Here is a 22,094-nt window from a genome sequence, read left to right on the forward strand (position 1 = left end):
GGAATCGAAGGTGGTCCGAAACTAGTCCGCAAGGGACCGATGCACGTTTGTGCACATTGTGGCGCGTGGCGTGCCGCGGGACAGGGAAATGCCCGCCGATCCGCCCGGAGGACGCTCGACAGGAGCGTCCATCCGGCGATTCGGCGGGCATGGCGGTACAGCCGCCGGGGGCTCTCGCGGGGAGCTACGCCCGAACGAGGAGTGCGGCAGCGGTGGTCCGAGCCACGGTCGCACTCGAAGCGGCAACCACCGTGGCCGCGGCATCCCGACACTGCTCGACGGTGACGCTCTTCAGCAGCTCCGCCACGCCGCCCAGGGCACGCGGCGACATCGACAGACTGGTCACCCCGAGTCCCACCAGAATCGCGGCGAGAAGGGGATCAGCCGCGGCCTCACCACAGACTCCGACCGGTTTGCCCGTCGCGACCCCTGCCCGACACGCCTCCCGGATCATCCGGAGCACGGCAGGCTGCCACGGGTCGTTGAGTAGCGCGAGTTCTCCCGCCAGTCGATCGGCCGCCATCGTGTACTGGGCCAGGTCGTTCGTCCCGAGACTCGCAAAGTCCACAACCTGGAGAATGTCCAGCGCGGTGATGGCCGCGGCCGGAGTCTCGATCATCACCCCAACCGTGCGCAGGCCGTGGTCGGCGCACCGGGAGACGAACTCGATCGATTCGTCGACGGTCGCGATCATCGGTGCCATGACGCCGACGTCTGCGGCCTCGGCCGCCGCAGCGATCGCGATGGCCTGCAGTTGGCTGTCAAGCAGCTTCGGACTCCGCCACGCGGTGCGGTAGCCTCGGATGCCGAGGGCAGGGTTCGCTTCGTCTTCCGCCGTCACGAAGGCCAGGGGCTTGTCTGCCCCGGCGTCCAGGGTTCGAATGATGACCTTCTGACCCGGAAAGGCGGCAAACACCCGGCGATACGCCGCCACCTGCTCCTCGACATCGGGGGCCTCCTCATGGTCGAGGAAGCAGAACTCGGTGCGAAAGAGTCCGACTCCCTCGGCGTTCGCCTCGAGTGCCGCGGCCACACTGTCGGGCGATGCGACGTTCGCGAGGAGTTGCACCCGGTGTCCGTCCAGCGTTCGTCCTGTGCCGTCGAAGGCGACCACGCGGCCGCTCTCCTGCTCGGCGGTAGCGACTTGTTCATCGGTGGGGTCGACGACGATCATCCCCGTCGTGCCGTCAACGATCACTACGCTGCCCTCGCGGATCTCCAGCGCGTGGCGTGCGGCCACCACGGCCGGCACCCCGAGGGCACGCGCGAGGATGGCCGTGTGGGAGGTCGGGCCACCCTCAACGGTCACGATGGCCCGGCACAGCGCGGGGTCGATCAGCGCGGTGTCGGCGGGTGCCAGGTCGCGGGCCACGAGCACGTATGGCTCCGCCCGGTCGGGCAGGCCGGGCGCCGGGCGACCGAGCAGCTCGGCCACTATGCGGTTGCGCACATCGTGCAGGTCGGGGATGCGCTCGGCCAGGAGCCCTCCCTGCTCCCTGAAGATCGACGTGATGTCGCCGACCGCCGCCCACACGGCCCGTTCCGGAGTGTGGCCGTCGTCGGTCACCCGTGCCCTGGCGTCGCCGATCAACCCCGGATCGGTCGCCATCATCGACGTCACTTCCAGGATCTCCCGCGCCGCTCCCGAGACGCGATTCGCCTTGTCCATCAGCGCCCGGGCAACGGATGCCGCGGCCGCCTCGATCCGTTCCACAGCTTCGGCCCGCTCGTTCAGGGTCAGCTCGGGTGCCGGTGCCGGCTCGGCCAGGGGTTCCGGCATCCGGACGATCGGACCGACCGCCAGGCCGGGGCTGACCCCGATCGGACCGCCGGACGACGCCTCGCTCGACCGCTCGCGGTCCGGGCGCGCTGCGCAATCCTCGGGTACCGCCGCAGCCCCTGGTGTCTCCAACTCCCCGAATCCCCGCTGCACAAGTGCGTTCACGGCGTCGAGCGCCTCCCGGGCCTGCCTCCCCGCTGCAGCTACCGAGATCGTGTCGCCCTGCCGAGCGCCAACACCGAGTAGCGCGGTCGGACTGTTCGCCGGCACCGGAAGACCGCCGGACCGGACGTTAGCGACCGTCACCGTGGCCTCGAAGGCGCTGACCGCCGTGACCAGCATCGCCACGGGCCTCGCGTGCAGGCCGTGCGGGTTACGGAGCGCCACTTCGATCGAGTGCTCCGCCGCCGGGCCGGCCTGCGGGCCGGGCAGCTCGTCGTCGTCGTCGTCGTCGAGATGAGTCTGCTTCGCCTGGAGGGCACCCCGCGCCTCCCTCTCCACATCATCAAGGCTGGCGCCACCGGCGGCGCGCACCACTGCCGCCATCAGGCCCTCCACGAACGGAGCGCTCGTCAGCTTGACGGGCACGTCGGCATCCGACAAGAATTCCAACGCCATTTCCGCGCTCATCACGGCCGAGCCCAGATCCATCATCACGAGCACGCCGTCGGGCGAGGAAACCTCCGTGATGGCCTCGGCGACCTTGATCGCATCCGTTCCCGTCACGCCGTCGCCGGCGCCGGCCGCGATCGCGATCGCAGGCCCCTCGGCGCCGACCATCTCGAGCGCGAGATCCACGGCCGACTGCGCGAGCCGCGGACTGTGGGACACCACTGCTATGCCGATCACGGGCTACTCCTCGCCGAGAGTCTCGACCAGGGCCTGGAAGAGCAGCGCCGTCGACGCCGCACCGGGATCGATGTGGCCGATGCTGCGTTCCCCCAGGTAGCTCGCCCTGCCCTTGCGGGCGAGGAGGGCCCGGGTCGCGTCGCGACCCGTCTGCGCAGCGAAATAGGCGGCGTGGGCAGCCGTGGAGAGATCGGAGGAGACATCCACGGCGGCATCGAACGCGGCGAGCGCGGGAGAGAGGACATCGAACATGGTCTTGTCCCCTGCCTCGGCCTTGCCGCGGGCGACGACTCCACCCAGCCCGGCTCGGAGCGCTGCCGCCAGGCCCGGCGCGTCCAGGGACGTGCGGGGGCCGGCCGTGGTGCCGATCCGCAGGAAGAAGGTGCCGTACAGCGGACCGCTGGCACCGCCTACCGAGGTCACCAGGGTCATGCCCGCGCCCTTGAAGAGTTCGTCGACGGTACCGGCGGGTGAGGCGTGGATCTTCTCGACGACCGCGCCCATGCCGCGGGTCATGTTGGAGCCGTGATCCGCGTCGCCGATGGCCGAATCCAGCTCGGTGAGATAGGAAACCTGCTCCGTCACCAGATCGCGAAACCGGGTGAGCCAGTCGGTGAGTTGATCAACGGTGATCGTGTCATTCGACATGACCCTAGATCCCCCAGCGCATTCCGGTGGTACTGACGGGCGCATCCCACAGCCGGATCAGGTCCTCGTCGGCGCGCAGGACGGTGACGGAGCAGCCGGCCATGTCCAGTGCCGTGATGTAGTTGCCCACGAGCGAGCGAGCGACAGTAATGCCGGCGGCGTCGAGGAGCTTCGCGACTTCGGCATACATGACGTAGAGCTCGATCAGCGGGGTGCCGCCCAGCCCGTTCAACATCACAATTGTCGGGGCGCCGGTGAAGTCCATATCGGCGAGGATCGGCTCGACGAGCTGACGGGCCACCTCGGCGGCGCCGGCCAGCGGCACGCGACGGCGGCCGGGCTCGCCGTGAATGCCCACGCCGATTTCCATTTCGTCTTCGGGTAATTCGAAGGTCGGTTTTCCGGCCGAAGGCACGGTACAGCTGGTGAGGGCGACTCCCATGGAGCGGCCCGACTCATTGACCTGGCGAGCCACCGCCGCAACGGCCTCCAGGTCGCGGCCTTCCTCAGCAGCAGCCCCCACGATCTTTTCGAGCAGCACCGTGGTGCCGACGCCCCGGCGACCCGCGGTGAAACTCGAGTCCTCGACGGCGACGTCGTCGTTGACGACGACGACGGCCACCGTGATTCCGGTTTCTGCCGCCGCGAGTTCCGCGCCGATCTCGAAGTTCATCACATCGCCCGTGTAGTTCTTGACGATGTGGAGCACGCCCGCTCCGCGATCAACGACCTTCGTTGCCTCCAGCATCTGGTCGGGGGTAGGCGAAGTGAAGATCGCCCCCGCGCAGGCGGCATCGAGCATTCCCTCACCAACGAAGCCGCCGTGCAGGGGCTCATGGCCCGTGCCGCCGCCCGAGAGCAGTGCGACCTTGCCGGCAGCCTTCGGGGTGGCCCGGTAGATAATCCGATTCGCGTGATCGACCCGAAGTCCGGGGTGTGCCGCCGCCACACCGGCGAGGGAATCTGCGAGAACCGTCTCCGGGAAATTGATCAGTTTTTTCATGTCTGGGACCTCCTGATTGACCTTCATGGTTGCTCTCCGTTGAACTTTCGAGGTGTAATCAGCAGGTCGTTTCGCCTGCAACTCACGTGAATCCACAGAATGCAATTCGATAATGTCGAATATCCCTCGAATGGGTGCACGATGTCAAGGCGGTGCACGAACGTGCGTCGATTACGCGGCATACTGGAGAAAACCAGTTGGAGGAGGTGCACGCGTGATTCAGGCAATCGATCGAGCAGCCAAGGTGCTGGCGGCGCTCCAGGGCGCACGCCACCTCGGCATCACGGCGCTTTCCGCCGATTTGGGACTCCCCGCCTCGACTGTGCACGGCATTGTGAAGTCGCTGCAGGGCCACGGTCTCGTCGCAAAGGAGCCCGGCGGAAATCGGTACATGCTCGGGCCCGCGCTGCTCAAACTCTCGAATGTCTATCTCGACACCCTCGACGTGCGCGCGCGTTCAATGCGGTGGACGCTCGAACTCGCCCGCAGAACCGGCCTGTCCACGCGCCTGGGTGTAGCGCTTTTCGACGAGGTCATCATCATCCACCACAACCAGCGCCCGGACGGCAGTCAGCAGATGCCGGAAACGGGCCTGTCCATCCCGGCTCACGCCTCGGCCATGGGAAAGGTGCTCCTCGCCTACACCCCCGAACACGAGCGCGAACTGCTGGGGCGACCGCTTCGAAGCCTGACCGGGTCCACCGTTATCGATCCGGAGGTTCTGGCCGTCCAACTCGCGGAGATCGCGAGCTACGGCATTGCCACCGAGGAGGACGAAGCCGTACTGGGCGAATCTTCGGTTGCGGCACCTGTCGTCGACTCTCGCGGAAACGTCATTGCGGCGGTGGCCGTCGTTATTCCCTCGAGCGAGTGGCCTCCTGACTCCAGCATTCTCAACGGGCTACGAGAAACCGCTCGCAACATCTCTCGCGAACTCGGGGCGGCCACCTGGCCGCCGCGGGCCCCCGCCCCCACCGCCGAGGCTTGACGATCACCGCACTCGTTCGCCTGCACGGCGCCGCAGCGTCGGGCGGGAATTATCCGGCGGCCGGGGCGTTGAGCTATAACTAGAAGTAAGAAACGTGCTCCGGGGTCGGTGTAAGTCCGAACCGGCGGTGAAAGTCCGCGACCCGTTCCGTCCTCGGGCGAAACGGTTGAGCTGGTGAAATTCCAGCACCGACGGTTAAAGTCCGGATGAGAGGCGCACGAGTCGAGAAATCCCGCCAGGGATCGATCGGCGGGTTTCGCCCTGCGCGCGACCCACACGGTGTTCGCGCACCAGTCCCCCGGAGTTCGTTGCAGAAACGGACGAGGACGGGCATGGACCAGGACGCGGCACTCGAACGCTCGATGCGGCGCGCCCTCGAACTGGCCGCCAACGGGCCGGCCACCGGGCCGAATCCCCGCGTCGGCTGCGTCATCCTCGCGGCCGACGGCGAGGTGCTCGCCGAGGGCTGGCACCGCGGCGCCGGAACGGCCCACGCCGAGGTCGACGCGCTCAGCCGGCTGCCCCGCAGCGGCGCCCGCGGGGCGACCGCGGTGGTCACCCTCGAACCCTGCAACCACACCGGCCGCACCGGCCCCTGCGCGCTCGCCCTGATCGAAGCCGGCATCGCCCGGGTGGTCTACGCCGTCTCCGACCCCGGCCACGAGTCCTCCGGCGGCGCCGACCGGCTGCGCGCGCACGGGATCGACGTGCTCGGCGGGGTCCTCGAGCCCGAGGTCTCCGCCTTCCTGGACGACTGGCTCACCGCGGCCCGGCTCGGCCGGCCGTTCGTCACGCTGAAGTGGGCGTCCAGCCTCGACGGCCGCGCCGCGGCCGACGACGGCACCAGCCGGTGGATCACCGGCCCGGAGGCCCGCCAGGACGTGCACCGGCGCCGGGCCGCGGCCGACGCGATCATCGTCGGCACCGGGACCGCCCTGTCCGACGATCCCGCGCTCACCGCCCGCGACGCCGCCGGGACGCTGCTGCCCGGCCAGCCGCTGCCCGTCGTGATCGGCGGCCGCGGCATCCCGGCGGATGCCCTGCTTCGCTCCCACCCCCGCGCGCCGCTGTTCTTCGCCACCCACGACCTCACGGCCGTGCTGGCCGACCTGCACGGGCGCGGCATCCGTCACGCCTTCATCGAGGGCGGGCCCACGCTCGCCAGCGCGTTCGTCGCGGCCGGGCTCGTGGACGAGTACCTCGTCTATCTGGCGCCCACCCTGCTCGGCGGCGGGCGGCTGGCCCTCGGCGAGATCGGCGTTGCGGGCATCGACGGACAACGCCGCCTGACCATCGAACACTGCGACCGGCTCGGCGAGGACCTCCTCATCGTGGCCCGGCCGAGATAGGGGAAGCATGTTCACCGGAATCATCGAGGAGCTCGGCAGCGTCGAGCGGGTCGAAGCGTCGAAGGATGCCGTGCGGCTCACCGTGCGCGGCCCGCTCGTCGTCGCCGACGCCGGCCACGGCGACTCGATCTCGGTCAGCGGCGTCTGCCTCACCGTCGTCGACCGCACCGCGGACACGTTCACCGCGGACGTGATGGCCCAGACCCTGGCCATGTCGACGCTCTCCGGCGTCACGGCCGGAACTCCGGTGAACCTGGAACGGGCCGCACTGGTCGGCGGACGCCTCGGCGGCCACATCGTGCAGGGGCACATCGACGGCACCAGCACGCTGCTGGCGATCACCCCCGGCGACGCCTGGCGCGTGCTCCGGTTCAGCCTTTCCCCCGAACTCGCCCCCCTCGTCACGAGCAAGGGGTCCATCGCCGTCGACGGCGTGTCGCTGACTGTCAGCGGCATCAGCCCCGCGGACGCCGCCGAGCAGTGGTTCGACGTCTCGCTCATCCCCGAAACCCTCACCGCAACGACGCTCGGAGAGCGTTCGGTCGGCGACCGCGTCAACATCGAAACCGATATCCTGGCCCGTCACGTCGAGCGCATGCTCGATCTGGCGGCCGCAGGATCGAAAAGGAGTCACTCATGAGCCTCGCCGACATTCCCACCGCCCTGGACGCCCTGCGTCTGGGTAAACCGGTCATCGTCGCCGACGACGAGGGCCGGGAGAACGAGGGCGACGTGATCATCTCCGCCCAGATGGCCACGCAGGAGTGGCTGGCCTGGACCGTGCGGTACTCCTCCGGTTTCATCTGCGCCCCGATGACGAACGACCTCGCCGACAAGCTGGACCTGCCGGTGATGGTGCTGAACAACGAGGACCCGCGCGGCACCAACTACACCGTGTCCGTCGACGCGGCTGACCGCCTCAGCACGGGGATCAGTGCCGCCGACCGCGCCCACACCCTGCGCGTGCTCGCCGACCCGGCATCCACGCCGTCGAGCCTGCACCGCCCCGGCCACATCATGCCGCTGCGTGCGATGGATGGCGGCGTGCGCGAACGCGACGGCCACACCGAGGCCGCCGTCGACCTGATGAAGCTCGCGGGCCTCGTTCCCGTCGCCGGGATCTGCGAGATCGTCGCCGAGGACGGCGAGATGATGCGCCTGCCCGGCCTGCTGGAACTCGGCGAGCGCGAGGGTGTGCTCGTGATCACGATCAAGGATCTGATCGCCTACCTCCAGGAATTCCACTGTGACACGGACCTGCCGACGGTCAGCCCGATCCTCGAATCCCCGCGGGTCGACTTCGAGGTGGAGACCACCGTGCCCACCCGCCATGGCCCCTTCGAGATTCGCGCCTACCGGGACCGGATGACCGGCGCCGACCACGTCGCCATCGTCTCGGGCACCCCGGTCGACGGCGCTCTGGTGCGGGTGCACTCGGAGTGCCTGACCGGAGAGGCGTTCGGCTCGCTCAAATGCGAGTGCGGGCCCCAACTGGATGCCGCACTCGAGACGATCCAGATGGAGGGTGGCATCGTCGTCTACCTGCGCGGACAGGAGGGGCGCGGCATCGGCCTGATCAACAAGCTGCGCGCCTACAAGCTGCAGGAGGACGGGCTGGACACGTTCGACGCGAACATCGCTCTCGGCCTGCCCGCCGACGCCCGCGACTACGGCGCGGCCACCGCCATCCTGCATCAGATGGGCATCTCCTCGGTGCGACTGCTGACCAACAACCCGGAGAAGCTGCGCCAGCTCGAGGCTCACGGCGTGACCGTGACCGAACGCGTGCCGCTGATCGTCGGCGTCGGCAGTGACAACCAGAACTACCTGGCCGTGAAACGCGACCGGATGGGCCACCACATCGCCGACACCGAAATCCTGAAGGGCATCGCACTATGAGCGGAGCAGGTTCACCCCAGATCACCGTCGACGGCACCGGGCTGAGGGTCGTGATCGTGGCCGGGCGCTGGCACGACGTGATCACCGACGGGCTGATCGCGGGCGCCACCCGGGTGCTCGAGGCCTCCGGCGCGAGCTTCAGCCTGGTGCGTGTGCCCGGCAGTTTCGAACTGCCGGTCGCCTGCAAGGTGGCACTGGAGAACGGGGCGGATGCCGTGGTCGCCCTCGGCGTCATCATCCGCGGCGGCACCCCGCACTTCGAATACGTCTCCGCGGCGGCCACCGACGGGCTCACCCGGGTCGCCCTGGACACCGGCAAGCCCGTCGGCTTCGGCGTGCTCACCCTCGACGACGAGCAGCAGGGTCTCGACCGGGCCGGACTGCCCGGGTCGAAGGAAGACAAGGGCGAGGAAGCCGCGTCGGCCGCGATCGCGACCGCCCAGGTGCTGCGCACGCTCCGATCCGCCGCGGCCGGCTAGGAGCCTCGCGGCGCACCTTTGGGAATTCGGCGCACCGTAGAGCGCGCGCCACGATCGCCAAGCTGCGCCGCGAGAATCGGCCCGCGCCGACCCCGCCGGTGGTCGAGCGTGCCGCTGGTCGAGCTGGTCGAGCTGGTCGAGCTGGTCGAGACCAGGTCAGTCGAGGAACAGGGTGCGCAGGCGGCGGGTCGTGAAGACCAGGCCGAGGAGAATCATCACCAGGTAATAGAGCACATGCCAGAGCATGCCCAGGTTGACCTGCCCGGTGGTCAGGCCGCGCACGAGCTCGACCCCGTGCCAGAGCGGGAGCGTCTGGATGACGAACTGGACGGGCTGCGGGTAGACGCTCAGCGGGTAGAACGTGGCCGAGAACAAGAACATCGGCAGCAAAAGGAACGTGATCCAGTCCATCTGCTGGAACGTCTTCATGAAGCTCGTCACGGCCATCCCCACGCTCGCGAAGCCGAACGCGATCAGCAGCACGGCCGGCAGGGCCAGCAGCGCCCACCAGGACAGGTTCAGCCCGAGCGACTGCATCACGACCAGGAAGCCGGTGGCGTAGAGCGCCCCGCGCAGCAGGGCCAGCGAGATTTCGCCGAGCGCGACATCGAGCGGGCCGAGCGACGTGGACAACATGCCCTCGTAGAGCTTCGCGAACTGCATTTTGAAGAACACGTTCCAGGTGGAGTCGTAGATGGCGCCGTTCATGGCGGCCACCGCCAACAGTGCCGGCGCGATGAACGCGGCGTAAGCCACCTCCTGGCCTGACTCGGTCGTGATCGTACCGACCAGGGAGCCCAGGCCGAGGCCCATCGAGAGCAGGTAGAAGATCGGCTCGAAGAAGCCGCTGACCACGACCAGCCAGTTGGTACTCCTCGTCGCCTGCCAGCCCCGGAGCATGACGCTGCGCGCGTTGCCGGCGTAGAGCGCGCCGAGCGGGCGGGGTGCTGCGGCATCCGTTCGTAAATCCGGGCCGGTCATTTGTTCAGCCGCCTGGCCGTGATGCTCCGCGCAGCAGCCCAGCCGAAGGCGAGCAGGACCGCCAGGTAGAGCACGTGCAGCACGCTCAGCCAGAGCGGTTCGCTCCCGCCGTAGGCGAACACCCGGGCAAGCTCGGTGCCGTGCCAGAGCGGGGAGATCCAGCCGATCCACTGCAGCCAGATCGGCAGCACGCCGAGCGGGAAGAAGGTTCCGGAGAACAGCGTCATCGGCAGGATGATGAGGCGCATCACCATGGCCAGCTGACCGGTGTCCTCGGTGAGGGTGGCCGCGTATGCCATCAACAGGGTGCCGAAGCCGAGGCCGGTGAGCAAGGCGACGCCAACGGCGATGAACCCGGCCCCCGACGGGACGGCGCCGAACAGCACCATGAATGCGTAGAAGATTCCGCAGGCGACGAACATGCGCACGGCCACCGCGATGACGATGCCGTTGATGATCTGGCCCGGCTGGATCGGGGCGGCGTTCATGGCGAAGAACACCGGGTTCCATTTGAAGCCGAGCATGATCGGGTAGGTGAACTCTTCAGTCGCCACGGCGATCGCCGCGCTGCAGAGGAGGGCGGGTGCGACGAAGGCCAGGTAGCTGACCCCGCCCACGGCATCCGTGCCCAGGTTGGCGTCGACGAGGGTGGCCAGGCCAACCCCCATCGCGTAGAGGTAGATGATCGGGTTGCCGAACGCGGTCACGACTACCGTCTGCGCGTAGGCACGCAGCGACAGGAAACGGTGCTCGGCCACATACCAGGAGCCCCAGCGTCGGATGCGCCGGGTGGAGCGGATGGCCCGGTCCCCGACGGAGCCCGGCGCCGGGGTGATCTCGCCCTGGCCCGGGTCACCCCGACGGGCACTTGTGGGCACGGTGCCTTGCGGATCGGCGCTCATTCGATCAGGGTCCGTCCGGTCAGCCGCAGGAACACGTCTTCCAGGCTGGAGCGCCGCACCAGACTGGTGATCGGGGTGAGACCGGCCTCCACGATGCGCACCAGCTCGGACTCGCCGTTCTCGCTGTAGATCAGGATGCGGTCGGGCAGCACCTCGATCCGGTCGCCCATTCCGGCGATCCGCCCGGCGACCTCGGCGTTGAGATCGGAACCGAAGCGCAGCTCCAGCACTTCCCGGGACGAGTACCGACGGATCAGCTCCACGGGTGCGCCCTCGGCCATGATGACACCCTTGTCGACGACGACCAGGCGGTCGCAGAGCTGCTCGGCCTCGTCCATGTAGTGGGTGGTGAGCAGCAGGGTCGTGCCCTGTTCCTTGAGCCGGAACAGCCTGTCCCAAAGGATGTGCCTGGCCTGCGGGTCGAGTCCGGTGGTCGGCTCGTCGAGCAGCAGAATACTCGGATCGTTGATCAACGCCCGCGCGATGGTGAGACGCCGTTTCATGCCCCCGGACAGCGCGTCCACCTTGGACTTCGCCTTGTCGGTCAGTTGCGCGAACTCGAGAAGCTCGTCTGCCCGGCGTGCCACCTGGGCGCGGGGAAGACCGAAGTACCGGCCGTAGACGAGCAGGTTCTCCCGAACTCGCAACTCGGTGTCGAGGTTGTCGGCCTGCGGCACCACGCCGAGGCGCGACCGGATCTCCGGTCCGTGCCGGTCGGGGTCCATCCCCAGGATGCTGAGGCTGCCGGCCGTGCGCGTGGACACCGCGCCGACCATACGCATGGTCGTCGATTTGCCCGCACCGTTGGGACCGAGCAGGCCGAACGACTCGCCGGCGGCAACCTCGAACGAGACGCCGTCGACTGCGGCGAATTCCTTGTATTTCTTGACGAGGTTCTCGGCGACAATCACAGGCTCCGGCACAGTTCCCCACTGTAGACGGAACGACCCACACCCGTTCGTTGCGGTTAAGCTCAGTTGGTGAGTACCCCGACCAGCAGCACCAGCAGCACGAGCAGCACCAGCAGAGCCGGCACCCCCGGACGCGCCACCCCGACCAGGCCGAGGGCCAGGTTCGGCCGGACGGGGCGTCGCGGCGACGCATCCGGACCCCGCGCGAAGTTCAGCCAGCTCCTTCCCTACTTTCTCGAGCACAAGCGCGTGCTCGGCTTCGTCATCGTGCTGAGCATCCTCGGCGCGCTGGCCAGCCTCGCCCAGCCGCTTCTCGTCAGCCAGGTGATCACGGTCGTGCAGAAGAACGAGCCGCTCGGCACGCTCGTCTGGGGACTGATCGCGCTCGTCGTCGTCTCCGGGCTGATCAGCGGCTACCAGCACTACCTGCTGCAGCGCACGGGCGAGGGCGTGGTGCTCTCCAGCCGCCGCAAACTGATCGGCCGGATGCTCCGCCTCCCGATCAGCGAATTCGACACCCGCCGCACCGGTGACCTCGTCTCCCGGGTCGGCTCGGACACCACGCTGCTGCGCGCGGTGCTCACTCAGGGCCTCGTCGAGGCGATCGGCGGGTCGCTCACCTTCGTCGGCGCGCTGATCGCGATGCTCATCATCGACCCCGTGCTGCTCGGACTGACCGTGCTGGTGATCGCGGCATCCGTCGTCACCGTGACCCTGTTGTCCCAGCGGATCCGGGTGGCCAGCCTCGCGGCCCAGGTCAAGGTCGGCGACCTGGCCGCCAGTGTCGAACGCGCCATCAGCGCTGTGCGCACGGTACGCGCCTCGAACGCGACCGACCGGGAGATCGCCGCCGTGGAGGAGGACGCCGTCGGCGCGTGGAAGATGGGCATCCAGGTCGCGAAGATTTCCGCCCTGGTCGTGCCGATCGCCGGAATCGCCATGCAGGTGTCCTTCCTCGTCGTGCTCGGCGTCGGGGGATTCCGGGTGGCGAGCGGCAGCATCACGGTCGCGAACCTGATCGCGTTCATCCTGTTCCTGTTCCTGATGATCGTGCCGCTCGGCCAGGCCTTCGGGGCGATCACCTCCGTGAATTCCGCGCTCGGCGCCCTCGGCCGGATCCAGGAGATCATCGACCTGCCCGCCGAGGACCAGTTCGACCGCGACATCGCGCCGCTGGCGATCACGGTCGGCGCCGCCAATGAGTCCGTGCGACCGGATGCGCCCGCGATCTCCTTCGAGGACGTGCACTTCGGTTACGCCGTTCCGCCGGAGGTCGAGCCCGATGCCGCCCCGGTCAAGACCGCGGTCGATATTCCGTCGGTGCTCGAGACCATCGTGGTCGCCCCCGCCGTGATCGAATCCGTGCTCGCCGAACCTGACCTGCTCGAGGCCGACCTTGCGGCAACGGACGCGGCCGACGCGGCAGTCGTCGCCGCGGCGCTGGCTGCCCTGGACGCAGCGGCCGGCCCGGATTCCGGCACGCACCGGCTGCCGACCGCCGCTGACCTGTTCGCGACGGTGCCGCCCGATTCCGATTCCGACGCCGCGGCCCCGCCGGCCGCCGCGACCCCGCCGGCCGCCGCGACCCCGCCGGCCGCCGCGACCCCGCCGGCCGCCGCGGCCGAGCAGGCCACCGCGACCGCGACCGCGACCGCGACCGGTTCGGCGACGGCAGCCGCACCGCGGCCGGTGCTCAGCGGGGTCTCGTTCAGCGCCCCACGCGGGCTCCGCACCGCCCTGGTCGGACCATCCGGCGCCGGCAAGAGCACGATTCTCGCCCTGATCGAACGGTTCTACGACCCGAACGCCGGCGTCGTGCGCCTGGGCGGGCTGGACATCCGTACCCTCGACCGCACGGCCCTGCGCTCCCAAATCGGCTACGTCGAGCAGGATGCGCCCGTGCTCGCCGGGTCGCTGCGCGACAACCTCACCCTGGCGACGCCGAACGCCACGGATGAGGAGTGCATCGCCGTGCTGCAGGCCGTCAACCTCGGCGAGGTGCTCGACCGTGACCCCGCCGGGCTCGGCGCGGCGGTCGGCGAGTCGGGGGTCATGCTCTCCGGTGGGGAGCGCCAGCGCCTCGCGATCGCCAGGGCGCTGCTCGCGGCACCGCCTATCCTGCTACTGGACGAATCCACGTCGAGCCTCGACGGGGTCAACGAGCAGATGATGCGCGCCGCGATCGACGCCGTCGCCGTGAACCGCACCCTGATCGTCATCGCACACCGCCTCTCGACCGTCGTCGACTCCGACCAGATCGTGGTGCTCGACCACGGCCGGGTCATCGGTACCGGCACGCACTCCGAGCTCGTCGCATCCACCCCCCTCTACCGCGAACTGGCCAAACACCAACTCCTCGTCTAACCCCCTCCCCCATTCGCGAGAGTGCACTTTTCGCCCCTTCACGAGGTCCATGGGGGCGAAAAGTGCACTCTCGCGCAACCGATGCGGGGTCAGCGGGCGAAGCGGAGGGTGACGAGCTGGAAGGGGCGCAGCTCGAGGAGCAACGTGTCGCCCTCGGCCATCAGGGTGGCGCGCGGCTCTGCGAGCGGGCGTTCCAGCAGGTCGGTCTCGATGACGCCCGTCGCGTCGAACCGACGGATGACCCGCGCCGTCGACCGGCTGCCGTGCGCCTCGTAGAGCCGCACCACGACATCCCCGCTGCGGTCCTCCGCGAGTTTGACGGCCTCGATCACGACCGCGGGATTGTCGACCTCGAACAAGGGGCCGATCCGGTCGGCGGCAACCCCGTGCACGGTCCGCAACGGCAGGTTGAGCCGGTACCCCTCGGCGACCGCGTCGGCGATATCGGCACCCAGCCGCACCGACACCCGCAGCTCGTGCGAACCCTGGTCGGCCGTCGGGTCGGGGAACACCGCCGCGCGCAGCAGAGAGAGGCGCACGGTCGTCGTGGGGCGGCCGGCGGCATCCGTGGTCCTGGTGATGTCGTGGCCGTAGGTGGAGTCGTTGGCCACCGCCACGCCGTAGCCCGGCTCTCCGACGTGCACCCAGCGGTGCGCGCAGGTCTCGAACCGGGCCGCGTCCCAGGACGTGTTGGTGTGAGTGGCCCGGTAGACGTGGCCGAACTGGATCTCGGAGGCCGCGCGTTCGGCGAGCAGGTCGAGCGGGAACGCCAGTTTGAGCAGCTTCTGCCGCTCGTGCCAGTCGATGTCGAAGGCGAGATCGACCGATGGGGACCCGGCGGCCAGAGTGATCTCCTGGACCAGGCGCGATGCGCCGAACGACCGCACCACGCGCACTCCTACCAGAGCCGGAGTGTCGACGAAGACCTCGACCGACTCCGTGCCGGTGAGCTCGGTGACGTTTCGCAGGTAGTGGTCGTCGAGGTCCCAGGCGTCCCACTGGGTGGGAGTGTCCCGGTGCAATTGGAGCAGGTTGCCGCGTCGGCCCTCCGGGACCAGCTCGCGGTCGGCGGCCAGGTCGCGCACCGAGGGGAACAGCCCGTCGGCGTCAACGGTGACGGCGACGAGGCCGTTGGCCAACACGATGCCCGCGGGCCTGCGCTCGATCGACGCTCCGGTGCCCGCCGAACGGGCACGACGGCCCAACCCTGTACTGGCCGTGGCACCGTTGCCGGCGCCGTCGCCCGGCGTTGAAACCGCGCCGAGGGCCGGGACGCCACCCAGCTCGTAGGGGCCGGCGTTCAGCGTGAGCGACTGCTCGCCGGGGCTGGCGAGCGCCGTCACCGAGGTCCCGATCAGGCCGTTCAGCGTTCGGGCCACCTCCGCGTAGTTGCGTTCGGCCTCGCGGTGCACCCAGGCAATGGACGTGCCGGGCAGGATATCGTGGAACTGCTGCAGCAGCACCGTGCGCCAAGTCTCCTCCAGCGTGTCATACGGGTACTCGGCGGCCCCCCTCACTGCGGCGGCGGTCGCCCAGAGTTCGGCCTCCCGCAGCAGGTGCTCGCTGCGGCGGTTGCCCCGCTTGGTGCGCGCCTGCGATGTGTAGGTGCCGCGATGGAACTCGAGGTAGAGTTCCCCGGACCACACGGGCGGGTCCGGATACTCGGCCTCGGCGGTTTCGAAGAAGCGTCGCGGGGTGGACAGTTCCACCCGCGGCGAGCCCTCCAGCGAGCGGGTGCGATGGGCGGCGGCGATCATTTCCCCCGTTGGACCGCCGCCACCGTCCCCCCACCCGAATGGCACCAGCGACGTGTTGGCCGTCCCCTTTTCGGCATACTGACGCTCCGCTAATGCCAGCTCCTCCCCGGACAACTCCGCGTTATACGTGTCGACCGGGGGGAAGTGTGTGAAAATCCGGGTGCCGTCGATCCCTTCCCAACGGAAGGTGTGGTGCGGCATCCGGTTTGTTTCGTTCCAGGAGATCTTTTGGGTCAGAAACCAGCGGGAACCGGCGGCCGCCACGATCTGCGGCAGCGCCGCCGAATAGCCGAACGAGTCGGGCAACCAGACCTCGAGCGGCTCGACGCCGAATTCTTCCATGAAGAACCGTTTGCCGGCCACGAACTGGCGGGCGAGCGCCTCCCCGCCGGGCATGTTCGTGTCGGACTCCACCCACATCCCGCCGACCGGAACGAAGCTGCCAGCGGTGATGGCCGCCCTAACCCGTTCGAATAGCTCCGGGTAGGACTCCTTGAGCCAGGCGTACTGCTGGGCGGATGAGGCCGCGAACGCGAAGTCCTCGTTCTGCTCGATCAGGTGCAGCACGTTGGAGAAGGTGCGCGCCACCTTGCGGACAGTCTCTCTGACCGGCCAGAGCCAAGCGCTGTCGATGTGCGCATGACCGACCGCGTGCAGGCGGTGGGAGCTCGCGTTGGCAGGGCTGGCGAGCACCCCCGTGAGGGCCTTGCGGCCGGCGGATGCCGTGCCGGCTACGTCGTGCGGGTCCATGGTGTCGATGCAGCACTCGAGCGCTCGCAGGATCTCCGCGCGCCTGGGCTGGGACGTCGGCAGTTCACGCAGCAACCCCTCGAGGGTCCAGAAGTCCGCCACGAGTTCCCACACGGTCTGGTCTCGCAAGGCCAGGTCGACGCGGCGCAGCCGGTAGATCGGATCGGTCCCGGCGGTGGCCAGGTCGCCGCGCTCGGTCGGAACGAAGGTCCAGTTCGCCGTGACATCCGGGTTCGACGCGGCCTCGATGTAGAAGTCGACCCTCTCCCCCGGCCCGGCCTTCACGGGCACGGCCTGGTTTCGGGGTTCGATCGCCTTGAGGACGACCCCATCGGGCGACCAGGCCAGTCCCTCGGCCTGGAAACCGGGCGCCGTCGAACTGAACCCCAGGTCGACGACGGCCTCCGGCCGTAGCAGCGCACCCGTGGGCCAGTCGACCGGGACGGTCCCGGATACGTGGAGCCAGGTGGTGCCCCACGGGCACCCCCAGGCCCGACCGGTCTCGAACGGTTCAAACGGCTCGAGGATGGCATCGGCGAAGGGAACGGGTTCGCCGGGGGCCTCCCAGATCTCGATCGTCAGTGGGACGGACGCCCGGTAGATCGCGGGGCGCAACCGCTCGGCGACAAACCGGCTGATCCGCTGCTGTACACGTGAACTGTCGTCATGCATGGTGACCGGCTCCTAACCTTTGATCGCGCCGGAGAGGGTGAATGATGCGCCCATGCCCCGGGACACCAGAGCGTAGAGCAAGATCACCGGCACGGAATACAACACGGAAAAGGCCGCGAGCTGCCCATAGGCAATCGCCCCGTACTGACCGAAGAAACTGTAGATGCTCACCGCGGCCGGTTGCTTGCTCGGCGAGAGCAGCAACACGAACGGTACAAAGAAGTTTCCCCACGCCTGAATGAACACGAAGATGAAGACCACGCCGAGTCCCGGTCGCATCAGCGGCACCACTACGCGACGAAGGGCGGTCATGGCGCTCGCCCCGTCGACCCAGGCGGCCTCTTCGAGGCTGATCGGCACGGAGTCCATGAAGTTTTTGGTCATCCAGATCGCCATCGGCAGCGAGGTTGCCGCCATGAAGAGAATCGACGCCGGCATCGAGTCGATCAGGTTGAGCCGAACGAACAGGCTGTAGACGGGCACCATGATCGCCGTGATCGGCAGGCAGGTACCGAACAGAATCGCATACATGAACGGCTTGTTGAACCTCATCGTGTACCGCGAGAGCGGATACGCGGCGAGCACGGCGGCCACCACCGTCGCGACAGCGGCTCCGCCGGAGAGCAGCAGGCTGTTCCAGAGCGGCAGGAAGGTCAGCCCGGGCGTCAGCACGGCGGCGTAGTTGGCGAATGACGGATTCGCCGGGATCTGGGTCCGGTAGCTGGCGTCCGGATCGAGCGAGGCGAGTATCAGCCAGGCCAGGGGCAGCAGGAAGCACAGGGCGATCACGATCAAGATCCCGTTGGAGAGCGCGGCTGCCGTCGCCTTCCGAGGAGACGCGACGGAGGCTGCGAGGGTCGCAACAGACATCCGTTTACCCCTTTCCCGGCCGAAGAGCGCGGATGTACACGACGGAGAAGGCCGCGCCGATCAGCAGCATCACGGTGGCGATCGCGGTTCCGTAGCCGATGTCGCTGAAACGGAAGGCCTCCTGGAAGGCCATCACCGGCAGTGTCGTGCTCTGGTTTCCGGGGCCGCCGGCGGTCATCACCCAGATCAGCGTGAACACCGACAGGGTCTGCAAGGTGATGAGCATGAGATTGGTGGTGATGCTGCTCTTGATCATCGGGATCGTGATCAGCACGAGTCGTTTCGAGCCGCCGGCGCCGTCGATCATGGCGGCCTCCGTGATTTCGATCGGCACATCGTTGAGCGCGGCTCGGTAGACCATCATCGAGAACGCGGTGCCCCGCCACACGTTGGCCAGGATGATGGCGAGCATCGGGAGGCTAAACAGCCAGTTCGGGCCGGTCATCCCGAACGCCGACAGAACCTGGTTGAGCGTGCCGTCCTTGCTGAAATAGGCGTAGGCGACGAAGGCGGCCACGATCTCGGGCAATACCCAGGCGGCCACGACGGTGAGGCCGACCAGGCTGCCGACGACCCGGTTGGCCCGGTTCATCAGAAGCGCAATGCCCAGGCCGAGGAAGTTCTGTCCGATGATGGCGGACGCGACCACGAACACAACGGTCAGCCACAGCGCGAGTGGGAAGACGGGGTCCTGGAACAGCGTGACGTAGTTCTCGAGCCCGACCCATTGGGGGTTCCGGGCTTCCTTGCCGGTCAGCGCCGCATTGGTGAATGAGCCGTAGAACGACCACGCCACCGGCCCCGCGAGAAAGACCAGGAGCAGCAGCACAGCGGGCACGAGCGGCAATAGGCGGGCGGCCGTTCGCGCACGCGTGCCGAGGGGCCCTCGGCGCCGGGACCCGCCTTCGGTCGACTCCGGGCGCCCGGGAGAACCGGAGCCAACGGGCTCCGGTTCTCCCGGGTTCGCGCCCCGGGTCGGCGCGATCTGTTCGGCCTTCATCGTGCTACTTGGTGACCTTGTCCGATCCAACGATTGCCTCGACGGCCGTGTCGTAGGCGGCGGATGCCTCGTCGACGCTCATCTGCCCGGTGATCACCGCTTCGGTCGCCGCCTGCACTTCGGCGGAGATCTTCGGGTAGTCGGAGGTCGCCGGGCGGTAGTGCGTCACGGAGACGAGGTCGGTCACGGCCGCCACGAACGGGTTCGCCGCGAGGTAGGTCGGGTCCGCGGCGACATCCGTTCGCACCGCGATCTGCGAGTTGTTGATGTCGTACCAGAGCGAATTCTCCTTGTTGAGTGCGAGGCTGAGGAACTCGAATGCGAGGTCGGCGTTCTTCGTTTTCGCGCCGACGGCCAGGGTCCAGCCGCCGGACATACTCACACCGTGCGGGGCGTCACCGTTCTGGGTGGGGAAGGCCGCGACGCCCATGTCGGTCACGTAGGCCGGCCATTCGTAGGAGCCGCCCTTCTGCCAGAACGACGGCGTGTAGGAGCCTTCGACAGTGCCGCCGAGCTGGCCCTTCGGGAACAACTCACCGAACACCTTCTTCCACACGTTCGGGTCGAGTGCGTCGGACGGGTCGACGGCGAGTTTCTCGGAGTAAAGCGTGTCCAGGAAAGTCAGCGAGTCCTTGAACCCAGCCGACCCCACGACCCATTTCTGGTCGTTCTCGTTGTAGAGGGAGTCTCCCGTGCCGTACAGCAGTTCGTAGAAGCTCTGCATGACCGTTCCCTCGCCGGTACCCTTTCCGGCGTACATGTTGAACGGCACGACGCCGGGCTGGGTGGCCTGGATCTTGCGAGCCGCAGTCAGGATGTCGTCCCAGGTTTCGGGCTGCCACGGCACGGCGATGCCGGCCTTCGTGAAGACGGGCTTGCTGTACCAGATGCCGCGCGTGTCGGTGCCGAGCGGGACCGCGTAGGTGCTGCCGTCGTCGCCCATCCCCGCACCCTTGGCCCCCTCGTTGAACTTGGACCAGTCGGCCCAGCCGTCGAGGTGATCGTCGAGGTTGAGGAGGTAGCCGGCGTCGATATCGGAGCGCAGGCGGAAGGTGTCCTCGTAGAAGACGTCGGGGGCGGTCTCCGCAGACTGCTGGGAGAGCGCGAGCTTGGTGGAATAGTCGTCATCGTTGGCCTGGATCGGCTGCAGGTTGACCGTCACACCCTTGTGCGCGGCCTCGAACTCCGGCTTGATCTTCTTGAAGAGCGTATCGAGGGCCGTGAACGAATCGGTCTTCTCGTAGACGATCTTCAAGGTCTTGGAGTCGGCCCCAGTATCGGCGGCCGAGCATCCGGCCAGCGCGATCATCGAGGTTGCCATCAACACGGAAACGGCGAGTTTTGCGGTGCGATGCATGGTGCTCCTTTGCTCCATCAGTTGCCCCCCACGGACGGTCGCCGGTCCGATGACCGGCTGTGGCAAACCCAATACTAAATCGAATGGATAAACTGATCAACCCTTCGGGCGCGCCAATGCGCCAGCGTTACACAGCTGTTACCCAGCATTCAGTGGGCCAGCAGCAGGCGGGCCGCACGGGGCGCCAGCGCGTCGTCCAGCACCAGACAGGCAGCGCCGATTGCTCCCACGTCTTCGCCGACGCCGGTGCCGACTACCTCGACCCGGTGGATGCTCCGAGCCACGGTGAGCTCATCGAGGAGGGCAGGGATGCGCCCGAGGTAGACCTCGCTGAGCCGCGCCCAATACGGGCCGCCGAAGACGACCCGGTCGACGTCGAGGAGGTTGGTGATGACCGAGGCGGCCCTCGCGACGCGCACCGCCGAACGATCCAGGATCTCCGCGGCGACGGCGTTGCGGCGCGCGGCTAGCGCGCAGAGCGCCGAGAACTGCTCCTCCACGGCGTGGGGGCCGTTCTGCACCCGGGTGCCAGCGAGAACTCCCAGCTCCTCGGCTTCGAGAACGAGACTCTGCGGGGTGATGGTGACGGCGATGCATCCGCGGAGCCCGCACACGCAGAGCGGTCCCCCGGGGTCGGCGATCACGTGCCCGATCTCGCCAGCATTGTGCGAACGCCCGCGTACGACCTCGTTGTCGATGACGAGGCCGGCGCCGATCCCGGTTCCGAGGTAGAAGAAGACGAAACTTCCCGACCCACTCGGGCCGCCGGCCCACGTCTCGGCGATGGCGGCCGCGGTGACATCCTTGTCGACGATCACCGAGAACCCGGTGGTTCGCGCGAGGGCGTCGCGGAGCGGCACCCGATGCCAGCCGTTCAGGTGCGGCGGATCGACGACGGCGCCTCGCTCCGGGTCGATGGGTCCGGGCGTGGCGACCCCGAGCCCGGCGATCTTCTGCCGATCCACACCCGACGCCAGGATCAGTCGCTCGATCTCACCGGAGATCGCCGTGATAATCCGGTTCGGGTCGCCGGCCACGGGTGTTCTCCTACGGGAACGGACAAGGACAGTCCCGGTCAGGTCCAGGATCGCGAAGGTCATCACGGTCGGATCGAGATGCACTCCGATCGCATAGACAGCGTTCGGGTTCAGGCGCAGAATCGTGCGCGGCTTCCCCGCCCCGCCGCTCGCCTTGCCGGCCTCGACCACCAAATGCTGGACGATCAACTTGCGGCAGATGTTGGAGACCGTCTGGGCCGAGAGCCCGGTTGAGTGCCCGAGTTCTACCCGGCTGAGCCCCGTGCGTGAGCGACGAATCGAGTCGAGCACAACGGATCGGTTGAAATCGCCCATCCGAGGTAGGTTTGTGCCTCGCCGCGCCTGGGGTTCGACGTCGCTGTCCACGGGTTCACCTCATGTTCGCTCATGCGTGTGGTGAATTGAATCCTATGGGCAGCCGCGCCTGCACTCCGTCGAAATCGCTCGGGCCAACACCTCGCGAAAGTGCAGTTTTGGCCCCCACGGCAACGCCGTGGG

The 22,094-nt window shown here is 68.1% G+C and carries 17 protein-coding genes, 1 pseudogene and 1 riboswitch; of the genes and pseudogenes, 6 read left to right on the plus strand and 12 right to left on the minus strand.

The features are described from left to right. Window positions 1-184: 184 nt before the first annotated feature. From ptsP to dhaK, 4 genes and pseudogenes are all read right to left on the minus strand, one after another. Window positions 185-1,822: a phosphoenolpyruvate--protein phosphotransferase gene (gene ptsP / locus QMG61_RS13050; protein WP_283494775.1), complete on the minus strand. Its 1,638-nt coding sequence runs from the start codon at window positions 1,820-1,822 to the stop codon at window positions 185-187. Between the two features lie 117 nt (window positions 1,823-1,939). Next, a pseudogene (dhaM, locus tag QMG61_RS17535) lies at window positions 1,940-2,629 on the minus strand (dihydroxyacetone kinase phosphoryl donor subunit DhaM); the annotation flags it as partial. A gap of 3 nt (window positions 2,630-2,632) precedes the next feature. After that, window positions 2,633-3,277, minus strand: coding sequence for a dihydroxyacetone kinase subunit DhaL (gene dhaL, locus QMG61_RS13060; protein ID WP_134510332.1), 645 nt, complete (start codon window positions 3,275-3,277; stop codon window positions 2,633-2,635). Between the two features lie 4 nt (window positions 3,278-3,281). Further along, window positions 3,282-4,280 carry a dihydroxyacetone kinase subunit DhaK gene (gene dhaK / locus QMG61_RS13065; RefSeq protein ID WP_283494776.1) on the minus strand — a complete coding sequence of 333 codons (999 nt, stop codon included), beginning with the start codon at window positions 4,278-4,280 and terminating at the stop codon, window positions 3,282-3,284. 214 nt (window positions 4,281-4,494) lie between these two features. On the opposite strand from dhaK, the gene QMG61_RS13070 reads away from it, so the two are divergent. The 5 genes from QMG61_RS13070 (at window position 4,495) to ribH (ending at window position 8,995) form a co-directional block, all read left to right on the plus strand. Then, window positions 4,495-5,268: an IclR family transcriptional regulator gene (locus QMG61_RS13070; protein ID WP_134510331.1), complete on the plus strand. Its 774-nt coding sequence runs from the start codon at window positions 4,495-4,497 to the stop codon at window positions 5,266-5,268. 91 nt (window positions 5,269-5,359) lie between these two features. Continuing rightward, window positions 5,360-5,490, plus strand: a riboswitch (FMN riboswitch). A gap of 110 nt (window positions 5,491-5,600) precedes the next feature. Then, window positions 5,601-6,617 carry a bifunctional diaminohydroxyphosphoribosylaminopyrimidine deaminase/5-amino-6-(5-phosphoribosylamino)uracil reductase RibD gene (ribD, locus tag QMG61_RS13075; protein WP_283494758.1) on the plus strand — a complete coding sequence of 339 codons (1,017 nt, stop codon included), beginning with the start codon at window positions 5,601-5,603 and terminating at the stop codon, window positions 6,615-6,617. Window positions 6,618-6,624: 7 nt separating this feature from the next. Continuing rightward, window positions 6,625-7,257 carry a riboflavin synthase gene (locus QMG61_RS13080; RefSeq protein ID WP_283494759.1) on the plus strand — a complete coding sequence of 211 codons (633 nt, stop codon included), beginning with the start codon at window positions 6,625-6,627 and terminating at the stop codon, window positions 7,255-7,257. Next, entirely contained in the window at window positions 7,254-8,516 is a 1,263-nt protein-coding gene (gene ribA, locus QMG61_RS13085) for a GTP cyclohydrolase II (RefSeq protein WP_283494760.1), read from the plus strand. The genes QMG61_RS13080 and ribA overlap by 4 nt, the downstream gene beginning before the upstream one ends. Then, entirely contained in the window at window positions 8,513-8,995 is a 483-nt protein-coding gene (gene ribH, locus QMG61_RS13090) for a 6,7-dimethyl-8-ribityllumazine synthase (protein ID WP_283494761.1), read from the plus strand. Before ribA ends, ribH begins: the two co-directional genes overlap by 4 nt. Window positions 8,996-9,151: 156 nt before the next feature. Here the strand turns inward: ribH and QMG61_RS13095 are convergent, their stop codons facing one another. From QMG61_RS13095 to QMG61_RS13105, 3 genes are read right to left on the minus strand one after another with little or no spacing between them, the layout of a single operon-like run. Beyond that, window positions 9,152-9,976, minus strand: a complete 825-nt coding sequence (locus QMG61_RS13095) for an ABC transporter permease (RefSeq protein ID WP_283494762.1) — start codon at window positions 9,974-9,976, stop codon at window positions 9,152-9,154. Then, on the minus strand, window positions 9,973-10,878 hold the full coding sequence (locus QMG61_RS13100; RefSeq protein ID WP_283494763.1) for an ABC transporter permease: 906 nt from the start codon (window positions 10,876-10,878) through the stop codon (window positions 9,973-9,975). The genes QMG61_RS13095 and QMG61_RS13100 overlap by 4 nt, the downstream gene beginning before the upstream one ends. Then, window positions 10,875-11,801, minus strand: coding sequence for an ABC transporter ATP-binding protein (locus tag QMG61_RS13105; protein ID WP_283494764.1), 927 nt, complete (start codon window positions 11,799-11,801; stop codon window positions 10,875-10,877). Before QMG61_RS13105 ends, QMG61_RS13100 begins: the two co-directional genes overlap by 4 nt. Window positions 11,802-11,858: 57 nt before the next feature. On the opposite strand from QMG61_RS13105, the gene QMG61_RS13110 reads away from it, so the two are divergent. Continuing rightward, window positions 11,859-14,153 carry an ABC transporter ATP-binding protein gene (locus QMG61_RS13110; RefSeq protein ID WP_283494765.1) on the plus strand — a complete coding sequence of 765 codons (2,295 nt, stop codon included), beginning with the start codon at window positions 11,859-11,861 and terminating at the stop codon, window positions 14,151-14,153. An 89-nt stretch (window positions 14,154-14,242) separates the two neighbouring features. On the opposite strand, the gene QMG61_RS13115 is transcribed toward QMG61_RS13110, so the two are convergent. From QMG61_RS13115 to QMG61_RS13135, 5 genes are all read right to left on the minus strand, one after another. Then, window positions 14,243-17,332 carry an alpha-mannosidase gene (locus QMG61_RS13115; RefSeq protein WP_283494766.1) on the minus strand — a complete coding sequence of 1,030 codons (3,090 nt, stop codon included), beginning with the start codon at window positions 17,330-17,332 and terminating at the stop codon, window positions 14,243-14,245. Window positions 17,333-17,344: 12 nt separating this feature from the next. Then, window positions 17,345-18,202, minus strand: a complete 858-nt coding sequence (locus QMG61_RS13120) for a carbohydrate ABC transporter permease (protein WP_283494767.1) — start codon at window positions 18,200-18,202, stop codon at window positions 17,345-17,347. Window positions 18,203-18,206: 4 nt separating this feature from the next. After that, window positions 18,207-19,202, minus strand: a complete 996-nt coding sequence (locus QMG61_RS13125) for a carbohydrate ABC transporter permease (protein ID WP_283494768.1) — start codon at window positions 19,200-19,202, stop codon at window positions 18,207-18,209. Between the two features lie 4 nt (window positions 19,203-19,206). Continuing rightward, window positions 19,207-20,559 (minus strand): extracellular solute-binding protein, encoded by a 1,353-nt coding sequence (locus tag QMG61_RS13130; protein ID WP_283494769.1) that lies wholly within the window; start codon window positions 20,557-20,559, stop codon window positions 19,207-19,209. A gap of 149 nt (window positions 20,560-20,708) precedes the next feature. Beyond that, complete coding sequence (locus QMG61_RS13135) at window positions 20,709-21,911, minus strand: ROK family protein (protein ID WP_283494770.1); 1,203 nt, start codon at window positions 21,909-21,911, stop codon at window positions 20,709-20,711. Between the last annotated feature and the right edge of the window lie 183 nt (window positions 21,912-22,094).

Source organism: Cryobacterium sp. PH31-AA6 (assembly GCF_030063195.1).
GTDB lineage: Bacteria > Actinomycetota > Actinomycetes > Actinomycetales > Microbacteriaceae > Cryobacterium.

What these genes read in the sequence shown, in the direction of transcription:
- dhaL (WP_134510332.1), bottom strand. Translation starts at nt 3,277, where the DNA reads ATGTCGAATGACACGATCACCGTTGATCAACTCACCGACTGGCTCACC.
- dhaK (WP_283494776.1), bottom strand. Translation starts at nt 4,280, where the DNA reads ATGAAAAAACTGATCAATTTCCCGGAGACGGTTCTCGCAGATTCCCTC.
- ribD (WP_283494758.1), top strand. Translation starts at nt 5,601, where the DNA reads ATGGACCAGGACGCGGCACTCGAACGCTCGATGCGGCGCGCCCTCGAA.
- QMG61_RS13080 (WP_283494759.1), top strand. Translation starts at nt 6,625, where the DNA reads ATGTTCACCGGAATCATCGAGGAGCTCGGCAGCGTCGAGCGGGTCGAA.
- ribA (WP_283494760.1), top strand. Translation starts at nt 7,254, where the DNA reads ATGAGCCTCGCCGACATTCCCACCGCCCTGGACGCCCTGCGTCTGGGT.
- ribH (WP_283494761.1), top strand. Translation starts at nt 8,513, where the DNA reads ATGAGCGGAGCAGGTTCACCCCAGATCACCGTCGACGGCACCGGGCTG.
- QMG61_RS13095 (WP_283494762.1), bottom strand. Translation starts at nt 9,976, where the DNA reads ATGACCGGCCCGGATTTACGAACGGATGCCGCAGCACCCCGCCCGCTC.
- QMG61_RS13100 (WP_283494763.1), bottom strand. Translation starts at nt 10,878, where the DNA reads ATGAGCGCCGATCCGCAAGGCACCGTGCCCACAAGTGCCCGTCGGGGT.
- QMG61_RS13115 (WP_283494766.1), bottom strand. Translation starts at nt 17,332, where the DNA reads ATGCATGACGACAGTTCACGTGTACAGCAGCGGATCAGCCGGTTTGTC.
- QMG61_RS13120 (WP_283494767.1), bottom strand. Translation starts at nt 18,202, where the DNA reads ATGTCTGTTGCGACCCTCGCAGCCTCCGTCGCGTCTCCTCGGAAGGCG.
- QMG61_RS13125 (WP_283494768.1), bottom strand. Translation starts at nt 19,202, where the DNA reads ATGAAGGCCGAACAGATCGCGCCGACCCGGGGCGCGAACCCGGGAGAA.
- QMG61_RS13130 (WP_283494769.1), bottom strand. Translation starts at nt 20,559, where the DNA reads ATGCATCGCACCGCAAAACTCGCCGTTTCCGTGTTGATGGCAACCTCG.
- QMG61_RS13135 (WP_283494770.1), bottom strand. Translation starts at nt 21,911, where the DNA reads ATGGGCGATTTCAACCGATCCGTTGTGCTCGACTCGATTCGTCGCTCA.